Raw genomic sequence first — 16,458 nt, forward strand, 5'->3', positions numbered from 1 at the left:
TAGATTGAAGCGGGTACCGGCCAATGTGGCTAAGGCCCTGCGCAGTATGAGCGGAAAGCCCGGCCGAAGGCAACGCCTAAATAAATAAAGATCGAACTTAAACTCACAAAAAAAGCTAAGCCGTAAAGTTTTGGAATCTCTTCCCCTTTGCGGCTTAGCATATTTGCATAAAAGTAAATGCTACATTAAAGTAGCTGTGATCAATTACCGTACTCCATTATTTATTATTGAAATTTAAACCCTAAACCAATTTGCCAAACCTGGTTACGGTAATCGGGCAGGTTTTGATCAGCATAAGGACGATTTTCGCCAAGGTCGATATTATAACGGCCGCGGATCTCCACATTGCGGTTAATATCAAAGCTTACACCAACTACGCCGGCTACGTAGCTATGACTGGCATCGTTATCAATATGATCGACACTGGTGCCCAAAGCGCTTTCGTAAGTATTTTTGGTTGAAGTTAAAAAGGTAAGCTGTGGACCAATCAGCAGGTTAAAGCCCCGTACCACCCTAAATTTAGCCAGCAAAGGCACATCAATATAATTGGTGCGCTGTGTAAATTTCCCGTCCCGGTCATTCACCTCATATCCTTTTTGCGAAAACAATACTTCGGGAGCAAATGACAGCGGGTAGATAATAGGCACATCAAAGGTTAAACCTGCGTGCCAGCCCGCAAGTGAACTCGAACTATAATTGCTGTTATAAGCATCAACCGTGTTTGAAACGTTTAAACCAACCGCCAAACCAACTTTGGGGGTGTAAAAATCATCATAACGGCGTTGGGGCTGAGACCTTTCAACAACCCGGCGGGGCGGGCGGCGATGACGCGGTCCATAGTAATACCCCTGCGCACTAACTGTCCCTACGGTAAAGAGGCACATTGCCAAGAAAAGTAATTTTTTCATCGTATTTGTCTGTTTTAAATAAGTGGCGGAAAAGTCGTTAGCCCGTTAGTTACCGGTTACCGCCGGCTTTTCTCCTCGTATGTATGTTAATAACGTGATAGATTAATAAAAAACACAAAGGTTTATTAGCGGTTTGATTTTTATAATAGTTATAACATCATTTTCATCAAAAATTCAGAATAACGCTACATTTGGCCTATGCAAGCTTCTAAAAACCGCATTTTCTACCCGCTGATTATCATCTTCACATTTTTCACCGCCGATGTTTTTGCACAAAAAGAAAGTTATATCCAATTGTTAGGCAAACAAAACCGCTGGGTAGATTCGGTGTATCATAAAATGAGCCGCAAGCAGCGGGTTGCACAATTATTATTTGTACGGGCGCATACCAATAAAGGAAAAGCCTATGAAGATTCGGTTGGGCAGGTGATTAAAGAGCAGCAATTGGGGGGCGTTGTGTTTTTTCAGGGCGGACCGGTGCGCCAGGCCAACCTAATCAATAAATACCAGAAACTGGCCAAAGTACCTTTAATTATAACTATGGACGGCGAATGGGGCCTGGGTATGCGCCTGGATTCTACCATATCATACCCATACCAAATGACCCTCGGTGCCATACAGGATGATAACCTGATTTACAAAATGGGCCAACAGGTAGCTTATGATTTTAAACGCCTGGGCATGCAAATAAACCTTGGCCCCGATATGGATGTGAACAACAATCCTAATAACCCGGTTATCAATTACCGCTCTTTTGGCGATAATATGTATAACGTGGCCAAAAAAGGTATTGCTTATTTTAAAGGCATGCAGGATGCAGGCTTGCTTACTTCGGCCAAGCATTTTCCGGGGCATGGGGATACCAATGTCGATTCGCATTTTGATTTACCGCTGCTGCCTTATAGTCGTAGTCGATTAGATTCTTTAGAGATGTATCCCTTCCGGGAAGCCATCAATGCGGGTATCAGCGGGGTAATGATCGCTCATATGGGGATCCCTTCCTTAGATAATACGCCAAAACTACCCTCAACCCTTTCGCGCCCTATTATTACCGGAATCCTGAAAGATTCGTTAAACTTTAAAGGCCTGGTGATATCCGATGCGATGGAAATGAAAGGGGTAACCAAATATTTCCCCAACGGTGAAGCCGACGTAAAGGCATTTATTGCCGGCAATGATATCATTGAACTATCTGAAAACTCAGACCGGGCTATACGCTTGATCCGTAAAGCTGTGAGGCATGGCAGCGTTAGTGCTGTTGAGTTTGAAGCGCGGATCAAAAAGATCTTAGTTGCCAAATACTGGGCAGGGCTTAATCAATACAAGCCAACTACTTTAACCAATTTAAGCCAGGACATTAACAGCGATGCCGCCAAAGCACTGGTACAACAACTAAGCGATGCCGCGGTAACCCAATTGAAGAACAATAATGTAAAGCTTAATCCATTTTTAAAAACAGCCATCGTGAGTATAGGCGTAAGCTCGCCAACGCTTTTCCAGATGGAGGTTGTAAAAAGTTTCCCGAACAGTCGCATTTTTATAATTAATAAAGATGCACCGGCGATTGAAGTTACCAATATCCTGAACTGGCTTAAACAGTACCAGCAGATTATTGTAGGCATACATGATACCCGCCTCCGCCCGCAGAGCAAGCTTGATTACAGCAGCGATGTAAAACTGATGATTGCCGACCTGGCATCACGCAAAAACACAGCATTCAGTGTGTTTGCCAATGCTTATACCATAGCGGGTTTGCCGGGACTTGAAAACGCTGGCAGCTTATTGGTTTGTTACCAGATGTCGCCCGAACTGCAACAGTCGGCGGCGAAAGTGCTTAGCGGTCGTTTAAAGCCTACCGGTAAGTTACCTGTAAGCGTGAATGCTTTTTTTATTACGGGGATGGGATTGTAGGAAAGAGATTAGAGACTGGCGATTAGAGGTTAGGTGCGCCGCAGTTATAAATAATCTAACAGCCCATAACTGTTATTTAAACTGGCTTTCAGTTAATACTTTTTACTTTTCATAACATTCAACAGGTATTGTGCCTCTGGCTCATAAAGATCTTCTCCAAAGCAGAAGTTTCGCATGCCGTAATCAAATGCTATAGTTCCCTTTTCTTTATTCCGGTAATAAAATACGAACCAGAATTGCCTATCAGATTCTGATTCTATTTCCCTGATCCTAAACTCCCTACATTCATTAAGATCGTAAACTTTTTCGCGGGTAAAAAGATCATTTTTACGATTGATGCTGAAGGTGCCCATTCCAATTTCGATGATCTCCTTGCCCCAAAACAACCAAATTATCGTTTTTACTGCCATAACTCCGCCAATGGCCCAACCGCTTATCCATAGCAACATAAATACGTGGCCAAATTCGTTAGGGGGATTGAAAAGTTCACCAAATGCAGATGCCCCAAAGTATCCCCAAAAAGTCACCCAGCAACAAATCCATATAATGGAGATATAATTTCGTTTTACAGGAATAGTAATTTTGAGATACTCGAAATTATCCTCAACTATCGCCCGCCCATGATAAGGTTTTTCCATGGTTAATATTATAGCCTAAATATCATATTTATTACCCTGTTTGCAAATGCAGCAGCATCCTTTTTTATCTTTACTAAATATTATGCAATCTACATTCAATAAATATAACGCTAAATTTCAGGAAGCCTTAGCCGGTTTAAACCCCGAGCAGCTGGCCGCAGTTAACAAAATGGACGGGCCCGTACTTGTAGTAGCCGGCCCCGGTACGGGCAAAACCCAGATCCTGGCAGCGCGGATAGGTAAAATCCTGACCGATACAGACGCTTTGCCCAGCGAAATCCTGTGCTTAACATATACCGATGCCGGCGCAGTAGCCATGCGCAAACGCCTGTTCGAATTTATTGGCCCCGATGCTTACCGGATCAACATATATACCTTCCATGCGTTTTGTAACGAGATTATCCAGGAGAACCTCGAGTATTTCGGCAAGCTGAATTTGGAGTCGCTTTCCGACCTTGAATCGGCCATGCTATTCCGTGAACTGGTTGATGAGTTCCCGAACGATCACCTGCTGAAGCGTTTTACGGGCGATATTTATTATGATGTTCCCCGGCTTAAAAGCCTGTTCAGCACTATGAAGCGGGAAAACTGGAACGCCGAAATGATTGAGCAGGCGGTAAATGACTATCTTGAAGACTTGCCTAACCGCGAGGAGTTTATTTATAAACGGGCTAATGCCAAAGCGGGCATCAAGATTGGTGATCCGAAACAAAAAGATATTGACGCCGCGCATGATGTGATGAAAAAACTGCTGGCTGCTGTTGGAGAGTATCAAAACTATACAGAAAAAATGAAAACGCGCGGCCGCTATGATTACGACGACATGATTATTTGGGTGTTGCGCGCTTTCCGCGATAATGAAGAAATACTTCGTAAATACCAGGAACGTTATCAGTATATTCTGGTAGATGAATTCCAGGATACCAGCGGATCGCAAAACGAGTTGCTGCGCTTTTTGCTTAATTATTGGGATACCCCGAATGTTTTTGTGGTAGGCGATGATGATCAGTCGATCTTTAAATTTCAGGGAGCCAACATGAAAAACATCCTTGATTTTGCCAATGACTATGTAGATACACTATACACCGTAGTGCTAAAACATAACTATCGCTCCAGTCAGCAGATCCTCGATATTTCAAAAGCGCTTATCGATAACAATTTTGAGCGATTAACCAGTCAGCTTAATTTAGATAAAGCTTTAAAATCGTCGCACCCGCGTTTTAATAACCTGTTGGTCGAGCCGGTGATCCGGGAGTACGAGAACCCTGATAAAGAACTAGTTGATGTATCGCTACAGATAAAACAACTGGTTACTTACGGTGTACCTCCGGGCGAGATAGCGGTAATTTACCGCAACCACAACCAGGTTGAAGAGATGATCAAATTTTTGGATGTGCAAAAGATCCAGGTAAACACCAAACGCAAGATAGACGTGCTTACCCAACCCTTTGGTGAAAAGATCATTAATATCTTACGTTACTTTGCCATGGAGCTCGATTCGCCATACAGCGGGGATGAATTACTATTTGAGATCATGCACTATGATTTCTTTAACATCCCCCCTATTGAAATTGCCAAGGCAAGCGTTGCCGTGTTTAAAGAAAACTTTGGCACCCTGGCTTACAATCAGCCTAAAACTTCTATCCGCCGTTACATAAGCGAGATGAGGCCACCCAAACAAGCAGACCTTTTTCACCCCGACCAGCAACAGGAGATGCGGTACCTCGTAAGCAATATCGATTACCTGCTCAAAAAGTCGGTTAGCGTTACGCTGCAACAGCTTTTTCAAAGTGTGATAGCCAAAATGGGCATCCTTAAATATATTATGCAACAACAGGATAAGGGCAGTTACATGCAAATGCTTACCAGTTTTTTCGATTTCCTGAAAGATGAAAGCCGCAAAAGGCCCGACATCAGCCTGGATGATTTGATCTCGACCATCGAGATGATGAAAAAACATCAGATCCGCCTGGAGCTTAACCAAAGCATCTTTTCGGAGAATGGTGTTAACTTCCTCACCGCACACGGCTCAAAAGGCCTTGAGTTTGAATATGTGTTTTTTATTGGCTGCGACAAACGTACCTGGGACAGCAAAGGCCGGAACAGCGGTTTCAGCTACCCCGACACGCTTACCCGCTCCGCCGCTGACGAAATAGCACAGAAAGAGGAAGCGCGCCGCCTGTTTTATGTGGCGGTAACACGTGCTAAGCAGCACCTTATGATCTCATACGCCGCTAAGGATAGGAAGGACAAAGACCAGGAGGCAAGCCAATTTATAGGCGAGATATTAGCCAGCACCAATATGCAGGTACAATATCCTAAAGTGGATGTCATGGATATGATCGAGTTCCAGGCAACCCAATTCAGCGAAGCCGAAAAACCAAAGGTTGAGTTGCTGGATAAAAACTACATCAACCAGCTGCTGCAAAATTACACGCTATCGGTAACCCACCTGAGCAGTTACCTGGACTGCCCGCTGCGGTTTTATTTTCAGTGTTTGATCAGGGTGCCATCGGGTAAAAGTCCGGCGGCTACTTTTGGACAGGCGGTACACTGGGCACTCAACAAAACTTACAGGCAGTTGAAGGATAATGACAACGAGTTTTTGAGTACGGAAAATTTCATGCGCGAGTTTAGATGGTATATGGCCCGCAATCGCGATTCATTTACTAAAGATGAGTTTAAACTGCGCTCAGCCTACGGCGAAAAGATCCTGCCGCCATATTATGAACAAAACGTACCGCATTGGAACAAGATAGCTGTTACCGAACGATCTATAAAAAACATTGAAGTAGCAGGTGTTCCTATTAAAGGTAACCTGGATAAAATTGAATTTGACAGCAAGCAGGCTACCGTTGTTGATTACAAAACGGGTAAGCCTAAAAATGCAAAAGATAAACTACTGCGCCCAACCAATGATGCGCCAAACGGCGGCGATTACTGGCGACAGGCTGTTTTCTATAAAATACTGATAGATCATGACCGCACTACCGACTGGCAGGTGATCAGCACCATTTTTGATTTTGTTGAACCCATAAGCGATGGTGAATATTACCGCGAAAAATTTATGATAACACCGGAAGACGTAGAGACAGTAACCGGGCAAATTCAGGACACTTATGAGCAAATCATGGCTCACAATTTCAGCACAGGTTGCGGCAAAAAAGAATGCGATTGGTGCCATTTTGTAAAAAGCAATTTTAAACAAGCTGATGAGATTTTAGGGATTGTTGCGGAGGAGGAAGGCGAATAAAAAATGCTGATGTAGAGACGCATAATTGCGTCTCTCGCAGGACAGGAACAATTGCATTATAATCCTTACAATATAAATGGAAGAAAAATATCAAAATAAATATCGCACCTCATCACCTCGTTTAGCTGGATGGGATTATGGGGCTCATGGTTTATATTTTGTAACCATCAGTACCCTTAACCGTGTACCATATTTTGGAGATATCCTCCCAAATGAAAATAATGAAGCTCTATTTCTACAATCCTCAATTATGGGTGAATTCGCTCATATCAACTGGCTAAAAATTCCAGAAATTAATCCATTTGTCGAATTGGATGAATTTGTGGTAATGCCAGACCATTTGCATGGGATATTGTTTTTTAACAAGCCTGATAAAATCAATTGGGAAGCAAATAAATTCGGTGTTCAAAAAGATAACCTGGCTTCTGTATTGCGTGGCTATAAATCATCCGTTAAGAAATATGCGAATGACAACAGCATCGATTTTGCTTGGCAGCCTCGTTATTATGATCGGGTAATTAGAAATGATCGTGAGTACAATAACATAAGCAATACATTCATAACAATCCCAACAACTGGTTTACTGAAAGAGATAGGTTTGAAAATTTATATATCTGACCCAAATCATCAAGGTTGACCTGTATGGTCGGAGACGCAATTATGCGTCTCTACGGGAAAAAACATCATCATCATATGAAACACATCTTCTTATTCCTCCTCCTTATCCTTACCGTCCCGGCCTCCGCCCAAACCATCATAAAACAGGACGCTGGCATTAAGCAAATGGTTGATGAGGTATCAGCCAAAAACATCGAAACTACTATCCGGAAGCTGGTTAGCTTTAAGAGCAGGCATACATTGAGCGATACCACCAGCAAAACCACCGGCAGCGGTGCAGCACGCAACTGGATCAAGGCCGAAATGGAGAAATATGCGACTGAGTCAAACGGGAAGATGACCGTGCAGTTTGATACGTTCACACAGCCTAAAGGTACACGTATCGATAAACCCATCAAACTCAAAAATGTACTGGCTATATTAAAAGGTACCGATCCGAATGATACCCGGGTGTATCTGGTATCGGGACATTATGATTCACGCATCAATGATGTGATGGACGCCAACGGGGTTGAACCCGGTGCCAATGACGATGCTTCAGGCACTGCACTTTCGATGGAACTGGCCAGGGTGATGGCTAAAAGATCGTTCCCTGCCACTATTATTTTTATGACAGTGGTTGGTGAAGAGCAGGGTTTGTATGGATCTGCCAACGTAGCCAAACGGGCCAAAGCCGAAAACTGGAATGTGGATGCCATGCTGAATAATGATATCGTTGGCAATACTTACGGCATGGAAACCGACCTGAAAGATAACCGTAGCGTACGTGTTTTTAGCGATGGTGTACCTACAGCAGCTACCGATAAACAAGTGGCAGCTTTGAAATCATTAGGAGGGGAAAATGATAGTCCGTCGAGGCAGTTGGCAAGGTATACCAAAGAAATTGGAGAGCGTTATGTTGATCAATTAGACGTAAAGCTTATTTACCGGCGAGATCGCTATTTGCGCGGCGGCGATCACCTGCCATTTTTAGAACAGGGCTTTACGGCTGTAAGGTTTACCGAAATGAACGAGAATTTTAACCGTCAGCATCAGAATATCCGCGCCGAAAACGGTGTTGAGTACGGCGACCTGCCTAACTTTGTTGATTTTAATTATGTGCAAAAAGTAGCCCGCATGAACCTTGCAGTATTGGCTAATCTCGCTTCAGCCCCGGCCGGGCCTCAGAATGTAGGCGTGATCACCAGCGACTTAACCAATAAAACTAAACTGAAATGGGAAGTACCTTCCACGGGTAAAAAGCCCGCCGGCTATTATGTACTGATGCGCGAAACCATCAGCCCTTATTGGGAAAAGAAATTCTATGTAACCGATACTATAGCTACGTTGAATTACTCAAAGGATAATTACTTCTTCGCGGTACAGTCTGTTGATGCTGAAGGGCACGAAAGTTTACCGGTGTTTCCGAAGCCGGTTAGATAGTCTGATAAACATGTCAAATATTTCGTCATTCATCGATGCAATTTTCATGGGCTTAGGGCTTTTTATTCCTTTGCTTGTCCTGTTGAAATTCACAAGCCTTTTTCACAAGAAAATAGATATTAAAACGCGGATCATCGCAACAAACTTATTGCTGCCTATAGCTGCAACAATCAATCTGATATTCTTTGTTTCGGAAATATTTGCAGCATATTATTCACAAACAACTATGAACAGATTAGGGTAAATAACCGCATACTTGGCCCGTATTGGTTTGCATTTGCTATGCAAGCTTTTATTTATTTCTTGCTTCCGCAAATGATGTGGATTAAAAAGGTGCGGACATCGATCATTGCAACTATAGTTTGGGGATTGTTTGCATACGCTTTAGCAGCTTTTATTTTTTACGCCGAACATTATTCCGATTATATCACAAGCTTCAAATCTTCAATAAATTTTTAGCTGATTTAAAATCGCTGATGATTTTCATGCTGCTGCTTGTAACCATTTATTTTGGGAATCTAAAAAGGGCTCGTAATCCGATCAAAACAACAGGCTCGACCTAACTAATCCGATCATTGATATGCGACAATGTGTTTTTTGACTAATAAGAGATTTATTGTCATCTTTATAGCTAAAAAAGTCCTAACCTTATGGCATTTAGCTTTACCCCTTCATTTAAGAAACAAATTGATACAAACAACGCCGACCCAAAACATATCCTGGTAATTGCACTCGAAACCGCCCGGCAACTGGATTGGAGAATAATTTATACCGGAAAAAATGGGCTTATAACAATTATAGGCGGAGGCCTTTTTTCACCCATGCAGGAGTTCAGGCTTGTTATTAATCAGTCTGATATTTTGCTGATAAGTAAAAACGCCGACGGAAAAATTACTGATTGGTCGGAAATGAACGAAGAGAATGTAAATACTTTCATCGAAAAATATGATCAGCTTAAAACATCTCTGAACAGCGAATTTATCGAGGAAAAATTGGTCGAACTCACTCCCATATTTGAATCTGAAGAAGAAGATATCTTAAACGCCCCTCCACCAACCCCAAAAGAAAAGTTACTGGGATTCCTTAGTTTCTTTATACCACGGCCTGAATACTTCATAACACCAATAATTATAAATGTTAACATCGCGATTTTTATTATTATGGTTATTCGTGGTGTATCGGCGCTCGAACCTACAGTAAGCGACCTCATTAGCTGGGGAGCAAACTTTGGGCCACTCACTTTAGATAATCAATATTGGAGACTAATAACGGCAATTTTTCTTCATATCGGCATCATGCACTTGCTTTTAAACATGTATGCCCTGATGTATATAGGTATGCTACTTGAGCCCCGGCTTGGCAAACTAAAATTTGCAGCTGCCTATTTATTGACAGGTTTATCTGCCAGCATAGTTAGTGTTACAACGCATGGGTTTATTGTTAGTGCGGGTGCATCCGGGGCTATATTTGGCATGTATGGTGTATTTCTTTCCATGCTCACAACAAATATTATCGAAAAAAACGTACGAAAGCAACTTTTGGTCAGCATAGGCTTTTTTGTCGCTTTTAATTTATTATATGGTACTAAAGAAGGGATTGACAACGCGGCTCACGTTGGTGGACTGGTAAGCGGATTCATTATAGGATACCTTTACTATCCAAGTCTTAGCAAACCGGATAATACAGGATTAGAAGTTCTCTCTGTAATGTCCATTGCCGTTTTAACACTACTATGCTGTACCGTTACCTACTATCAAACACCTAATCCATTTGCGATGTACGAGAAAAAGATGAAGGATTTTGCCGTTAAGGAGTCAATGGCATTAGAGGTAATGCAAATGCCAAAAAATACGGCTAAAGATGTTTTAATGTCCGAACTGAAGGATAGGGGTATATACTATTGGAATGAAAATATCCAGGTTATCAACTCTGCTGATTCACTCGACCTTCCCGAACCTTATAAGGTTCGCGACAATATGCTTAAAAAGTACTGCCAGCTACGCATCAATAGTTATAATTTATTATATAAGAGGTTACAGGACAGCACGACAGTTAGGCTTCCGTCCATAGATTCGGTTAATCGCGAAATTGCTCAGATCATTGATGACTTGAGTAAACATAACAAATAATCTACTTCACGCTCTTACGCTGCACAATAAAATATCCTGCCACAAATACAACAACTGCTATAGCCATACTTACAAATACAGCTTTAGTAAAAACATCTATTTGTAACCGGTTGGATGGATCGCCATGATTGTTTTTCAGCATGCTACTGATAGCTGCCATTGGGTGTGCATATGGAAACAGGTAGCTATACTCCCAGCCTTTTGAAGCCGCCACAACGCCGGCTATAGTACATATAAAACCAATCCCCATCGGCTTTAAAAAATCTGCCCAAAATAAACTGAGTAAAAACTGAATGGAAAGGATACCTAATGATGATAAAAACAGTTTGAAATAGATCTGTGCCAGTTCTTTCTCCATGTGGAAATCGTCGAACCGTAACTCTGGTTTTACTATGCTTAACAAATTGCCGAAACCAATGGTAAACAGCACAAACAACGCAAGGCAAACAAATACAAGGAAAACCGCATAAAAAAATTTAGCCGCATAAACCGACCAGCGGGGGATTGGCAGATTAAACAAGGTTTTCCAGGTATCGGCCCGGTGTTCGATACTGTTTACGGAGTATGCTATAAATATGATATATATTGGCAGCACCAATGAGCCCATGATACCCAAAATAGCACCGGCAAACTGTAGCCAAAGCATCATCGGTGGCATTGACACCAACTTTTCACTTTTGGTATAAAACCCTACGAACAACAAAACACCTATAAATAAAGGAAGCATTACCGAAGCCCAAAAGCCAAGTGTTTTACGGCTTTTGTAAAACTCCGAACGGAATGACAGTATAAATCCTTTCATGGCTTAGGCTCTTTGGGTGATATCTAAAAATAGTTTTTCCAGGTCTTTTTGCTGTTTACTGATGCTGTAAACCGTTTGCCCGTTTTTATTAAGCAGGGCGTTGATCTCGCCCATTTGCTGTTTGGAGATGTAGGGTACCAGTAAATGCTCGTCGGTTACTTCGGTAACGTTAATATGGTGGCGGGTTAACAGGTTGGCGGCGTCAACGGTATTTTCGGCATCAACGCGCACCAGCGGTTTACTAATGGACTGCAGGTCGGCAACACTGCCCTGAAAAAGCATTTCGCCGTTATTTATAATGCCCACATGCGTGGCCATCCGTTCAATCTCACCAAGCAAATGGCTTGATATAAAAACGGTTTTACCGTGTTGGGCAACAAGCTTTTTCAAAAGCTCGCGGATCTCGATGATACCGTTTGGGTCGAGGCCGTTGGTGGGCTCATCCAAAATCAACAATTTAGGATCGGCCAGCAGGGCCAGCGCAATGCCAAGGCGCTGCTTCATCCCTAATGAATATTGCCCGGCTTTTTTGTTGGCAGCATTGGTTAGCTGCACAAGTTCAAGCATATCTTCAACGCGCTGAGCAGGCACCTGCAATAATAAGGCCCTGTTCAATAAATTTTCCCTCCCGGTTAAGTGCTGGTATAAAGCAGGCTGCTCAATAAGCGAACCTATTTGCGAAAGTATGCTGATGCGGTTTGTTTTGATATCCTGCTCAAAAATGTGGATGTTACCTGCATCGGGTTTTAGCAGGTTAAGCAGGAGTTTGATGGTAGTGGTTTTCCCGGCGCCGTTGGGACCGAGAAAACCATATATACTTCCTTCCGGAACTTGCAGCGCGAGTGATTTAACTACCTGCTGCTTACCAAAGGTGAAGGAAAGGCCTTCGGTAGTAATTACCATATGTTATTGTTTTTTGCTATTGAGCAAACAGTTTTAACCATTACAAAACCTTTGTGAAACAATGAGGTAGCATGTACTGCTGTGCGGCCAATTATTGCTGTTTCCTTTTTTTGCTCGAACTGGTAACTTACACCCAAAATAAGGGCAAACATTACCGGGATCAATAACATGATAAAAGGATTTGAATTTTTGATAAGCGTTTTCATTGTGAGTGGTGATTTTATACAACAAAGGAATATTAAAAAAATAACCTGCTAAAATCATTTAGACCAACACACTTTGTTTATAGATGAACGCTTTTCTGCACCTTTTAAACAGTTCATCGATAATAAAAGCCAGTTCATCGAAAAAATGAGCAGCTATATATAAATAACAGGCCGATATCATTATCAAAATATTAAATTAGATGCCACACCCGTAAACATAAAAGGGATTTAAAAACAGCGAATGGAGGCTTCATTACCATTACCGAAATCCAGAACCGGAATAAAAACCGCCTGGATAATTTTTTGGCACCTGTTTTTTTGGACGGGCATTATATCCTTTTTTGTTTTTTTGGCAAGACTAAACGACGCGCAGCTCAGTACCAAAGAGCTGCTGGTGATCTTTTTGCTTTATCCTACTATTAATATCAGCCTATTTTATCTTAACTACCTGGTTTATATACCCAATTTCCTTAATAAAAAACGATACTGGGAATATGCCACAGCTGTACTGGTAAGCATAATAATATATGGCATAGGTAAATATGGAGTAGGGTTAATATTTAAGGATATTGTGTTAGTACATCAAAAAGGTCATGTAACCAGTTTTGCCACCTATTTTTACAGCAGTATTTTTACCAGTCTGATATTTGTTTTCCTGAGCACTGCGCTAAAGTTCAGTACAGACTGGTTTCTGAACGAACGTATCCAGCGCGACCTCGAAAATCAGCGCCTTATTGCCGAGCTGGCTTTTCTGAAATCGCAGATTAACCCGCATTTTTTATTCAACTCCTTAAACAGTATTTATTCACTGGCCTATCAGCGTTCGGAAACCACGCCCGAAGCTATCTTAAAGCTGTCGGAAATTATGCGTTACATGCTCTATGAATGTAATGAAAACAAAGTTGACCTGAGTAAAGAACTCCAGTACCTGCAAAACTATATCGACCTGCAAAAGATCCGCTTTGGCAGCAAAGCATTTATTGATTTTAAGGTAGATGGCAATATCACCGATCAAAAAATAGAACCTTTGCTACTGATCGCTTTTATCGAAAACGCTTTTAAGCATGGCGTTGCAAATGATATCAATTCGCCTATAAAGCTACTTATTAACGTGGCGGATGGTAAACTGCATTTCTACATCCAAAACAAAAAACATAACAATAACCGTGATGCTGTAGGTGGAATTGGTTTGATAAATGTGCAACGCCGGCTCAACCTGCTTTACCCCAACAGGTACTCTTTAAAAATAAGGGATGAAGAATATACCTACACCTGCGAATTATCAATAGATTTATAGTTATAACCTATTATAACCATGACCTGTTTGAAAAAATTGCTCCCAGCCCTGTTTCTTGCAGCATCGGCCATTACCGCATGTGCACAAACCGATCCTAAGGCAACCGAAGTTTGGGACCCCGAACCTGAAGTAGTTTTACCGGGCGCCGGCAACAAGCCGCCATCTGATGCTATTATTTTGTTTGATGGCAAAAATTTGGACAAATGGACAGATCAAAAAGGCAACAAACCGGGCTGGATAGTAAAGGATGGTATTGTAACCGTTAAGCCGGGCAGCGGCTCTATCATCACCAAACAAAACTTTGCCGATTGCCAGCTGCATATTGAATGGCGCACACCACCCATTGTTAAGGGCAACGGCCAGGAACGTGGCAACAGCGGCGTAATTATGCAAAGCCGCTACGAACTGCAGATCCTCGACAGTTATAAAAACCGTACCTACTCAAACGGGCAGGCCGGTTCTGTTTATAAACAATACCTGCCGCAGGTAAATGCCTCGCTTAAACCGGGCCAGTGGCAAAAGTATGATATCATTTATACCGCTCCACGCTTTAATATCGATAGCTCGGTTAAATCGCCGGCTTACATTACCGTATTACACAATGGCATACTGGTACAAAACCATGTTGCTATAAAAGGAACAGTGGCGCATGTTGGTCAGCCCAAATATCAAAAACATGCCTTCGCCTTACCCCTGTTGCTGCAGGAGCATGAGTTTCCGGTATCGTTCCGCAATATCTGGATCAGGGAGATTGGGGTTCAAAAATTGTTAAACGGCAAGGATAAAAAGGGTTGGTATACCTACCTGGATACTTTAGGCAAGGATAATGATGTACATAACAACTTTGCCATTGAAAATGGTATGGTGCATGTAATGGGCAAGTATTTTGGTTATATGGCCACCAAAAAATCGTACGATAATTATTACCTGAAAGTAGTGTTTAAATGGGGGAGCAAACAATATCACCCGCGCGAAAAGGGCGTCCGCGACGCAGGTATTTTATATCATTTTGGGGAGGGTGATAAAGATATTGTATGGCCAAGATCGATAGAATGCCAGATTCAGGAGGGTGATTGCGGCGATATTTGGTGCGTACAACATACTAATGTGGTTACGCCCAATAAATCGGCCATTGAGTGGGACCAGCAGCGTGTTTACCGCACCGCCAATTTTGAAAATCCGCGCGGCCAGTGGAACACCATCGAAATTATTTGTAACGGCAACCAGATTGAACATTATGTTAACGGACATTTGGTAAACTGGGGAATAGCCTCATTATCGCACGGTCGCATCCTTTTGCAATCTGAAGGGGCCGAAATCTGGTATAAATCTGTTGAATTGACGCCGTTATAACAAAACAGCATATTAAAAAATTTAGAATAACCATTATTACATTATTTTTACGCTATGATCAGATGTTTGGTAGTTGACGATGAGCCTTTGGCGCTGCATATTTTGGAAGACTATATTTCCAAGATGCCTTTTTTGCAATTGGTTAAAGCCACAACTAACCCCATCGAGGCGCTTACCATGGTACAGGCCGCCGAAGCCGATCTTGTATTTTTAGATGTTCAGATGCCCGAGCTTACCGGCATTCAATTTTTGAAAATTGCTAACGGCAAAGCCAAGGTTATTTTAACTACAGCCTACCCGCAGTACGCGCTTGAAGGCTATGAGCTTGATGTAGTTGATTACCTGTTAAAGCCAATCGCATTTGATCGCTTTTTTAAATCGGTACAAAAAGCACAAAGCATTATCCAGCCTGTTGCAGCCAAACCACAGGTAGTGATGCAGGCCGAACCCGTGCAGCAGGATGATTTTTCAACCGATTTTATCTTTGTAAAAACCGAACATAAGATCCAGAAGGTATACCTGCATGATATTATGTTTATTGAGGGTTTAAAGGATTATATAAGCATTTTTACCTCTGCCGAGCGGATTATTACCCTCCAGGGCATGAAAAAAATGGAAGATGCCTTGCCCGAAAAACATTTTGTACGTGTACATAAATCATACATTGTAGCTCTCAATAAAATAGACAGTATTGAACGGAGCCGCATCCAGATCGGCGACAAGATCATCCCTGTAGGCGACACCTATCGCGATGAATTTTTCAGGATGATTGAGAATAAAAATATTTAGGGGTATGTTTTATTTATTCGGAAAGTAACTCCTCCCCGCATTTGCTCGTGGTCGGTATTTCCATCGCACCACTTCCCTAATTAACACGGTACTGTGATAAAACCAGGCATGGGCTTAATGCTATAGTTTTATTAACAATCACCTTTCCTCTCAATCCTTACAACTTACCTATTTAAAAAATATATTTCATAAAAGTGTATTTTTTGTATTTTACGCGGTCATTCATCCT

General features: G+C 42.1%; 13 protein-coding genes. 8 read left to right on the plus strand and 5 right to left on the minus strand.

Going from position 1 to position 16,458, the window contains the following annotated elements; translation table 11 throughout:
- Window positions 1–224: 224 nt before the first annotated feature.
- The gene (locus J3L18_RS20300; protein WP_129571632.1) at window positions 225–908 is read right to left on the minus strand and encodes a porin family protein; all 684 of its coding nucleotides are present in this window, start codon (window positions 906–908) and stop codon (window positions 225–227) included.
- 198 nt (window positions 909–1,106) lie between these two features.
- Here J3L18_RS20300 and J3L18_RS20305 point away from each other — a divergent pair, with 198 nt between their 5' ends.
- The gene (locus J3L18_RS20305; RefSeq protein ID WP_129571631.1) at window positions 1,107–2,819 is read left to right on the plus strand and encodes a glycoside hydrolase family 3 protein; all 1,713 of its coding nucleotides are present in this window, start codon (window positions 1,107–1,109) and stop codon (window positions 2,817–2,819) included.
- 92 nt (window positions 2,820–2,911) lie between these two features.
- Here J3L18_RS20305 and J3L18_RS20310 read toward each other — a convergent pair whose 3' ends face one another.
- Window positions 2,912–3,457, minus strand: a complete 546-nt coding sequence (locus J3L18_RS20310; RefSeq protein WP_129571630.1) for a hypothetical protein — start codon at window positions 3,455–3,457, stop codon at window positions 2,912–2,914.
- Between the two features lie 82 nt (window positions 3,458–3,539).
- On the opposite strand from J3L18_RS20310, the gene J3L18_RS20315 reads away from it, so the two are divergent.
- The 4 genes from J3L18_RS20315 to J3L18_RS20330 all read left to right on the plus strand — a co-directional run bounded on the left by J3L18_RS20315 (window position 3,540) and on the right by J3L18_RS20330 (window position 10,879).
- Window positions 3,540–6,710, plus strand: coding sequence for an ATP-dependent helicase (locus J3L18_RS20315; protein WP_129571629.1), 3,171 nt, complete (start codon window positions 3,540–3,542; stop codon window positions 6,708–6,710).
- Window positions 6,711–6,786: 76 nt separating this feature from the next.
- A complete protein-coding gene (locus J3L18_RS20320) occupies window positions 6,787–7,347 on the plus strand; it encodes a transposase (RefSeq protein WP_129571628.1) in 561 nt (186 codons plus the stop codon).
- A gap of 56 nt (window positions 7,348–7,403) precedes the next feature.
- Window positions 7,404–8,750, plus strand: a complete 1,347-nt coding sequence (locus J3L18_RS20325; RefSeq protein WP_129571627.1) for a M28 family peptidase — start codon at window positions 7,404–7,406, stop codon at window positions 8,748–8,750.
- A gap of 650 nt (window positions 8,751–9,400) precedes the next feature.
- Window positions 9,401–10,879: a rhomboid family intramembrane serine protease gene (locus tag J3L18_RS20330; RefSeq protein WP_129571626.1), complete on the plus strand. Its 1,479-nt coding sequence runs from the start codon at window positions 9,401–9,403 to the stop codon at window positions 10,877–10,879.
- 1 nt (window position 10,880) lies between these two features.
- Here the strand turns inward: J3L18_RS20330 and J3L18_RS20335 are convergent, their stop codons facing one another.
- The 3 genes from J3L18_RS20335 to J3L18_RS20345 are packed head-to-tail and all read right to left on the minus strand — an operon-like array spanning window position 10,881 to window position 12,790.
- On the minus strand, window positions 10,881–11,681 hold the full coding sequence (locus J3L18_RS20335) for an ABC transporter permease (protein WP_129571625.1): 801 nt from the start codon (window positions 11,679–11,681) through the stop codon (window positions 10,881–10,883).
- A 3-nt stretch (window positions 11,682–11,684) separates the two neighbouring features.
- Window positions 11,685–12,584, minus strand: coding sequence for an ABC transporter ATP-binding protein (locus J3L18_RS20340; protein ID WP_129571624.1), 900 nt, complete (start codon window positions 12,582–12,584; stop codon window positions 11,685–11,687).
- Window positions 12,578–12,790 (minus strand): hypothetical protein, encoded by a 213-nt coding sequence (locus tag J3L18_RS20345; protein WP_090530816.1) that lies wholly within the window; start codon window positions 12,788–12,790, stop codon window positions 12,578–12,580. The genes J3L18_RS20340 and J3L18_RS20345 overlap by 7 nt, the downstream gene beginning before the upstream one ends.
- A 349-nt stretch (window positions 12,791–13,139) precedes the next feature.
- On the opposite strand from J3L18_RS20345, the gene J3L18_RS20350 reads away from it, so the two are divergent.
- The 3 genes from J3L18_RS20350 to J3L18_RS20360 are packed head-to-tail and all read left to right on the plus strand — an operon-like array spanning window position 13,140 to window position 16,229.
- Window positions 13,140–14,087 (plus strand): sensor histidine kinase, encoded by a 948-nt coding sequence (locus tag J3L18_RS20350; protein WP_223266297.1) that lies wholly within the window; start codon window positions 13,140–13,142, stop codon window positions 14,085–14,087.
- Between the two features lie 18 nt (window positions 14,088–14,105).
- Window positions 14,106–15,440, plus strand: a complete 1,335-nt coding sequence (locus J3L18_RS20355) for a 3-keto-disaccharide hydrolase (protein ID WP_129571622.1) — start codon at window positions 14,106–14,108, stop codon at window positions 15,438–15,440.
- A gap of 54 nt (window positions 15,441–15,494) precedes the next feature.
- Window positions 15,495–16,229: a LytR/AlgR family response regulator transcription factor gene (locus tag J3L18_RS20360; protein WP_090530824.1), complete on the plus strand. Its 735-nt coding sequence runs from the start codon at window positions 15,495–15,497 to the stop codon at window positions 16,227–16,229.
- The last annotated feature ends 229 nt before the right edge of the window (window positions 16,230–16,458 follow it).

The sequence above is a fragment of the Mucilaginibacter gossypii genome (assembly GCF_017569325.2).
Lineage (GTDB): Bacteria > Bacteroidota > Bacteroidia > Sphingobacteriales > Sphingobacteriaceae > Mucilaginibacter > Mucilaginibacter gossypii.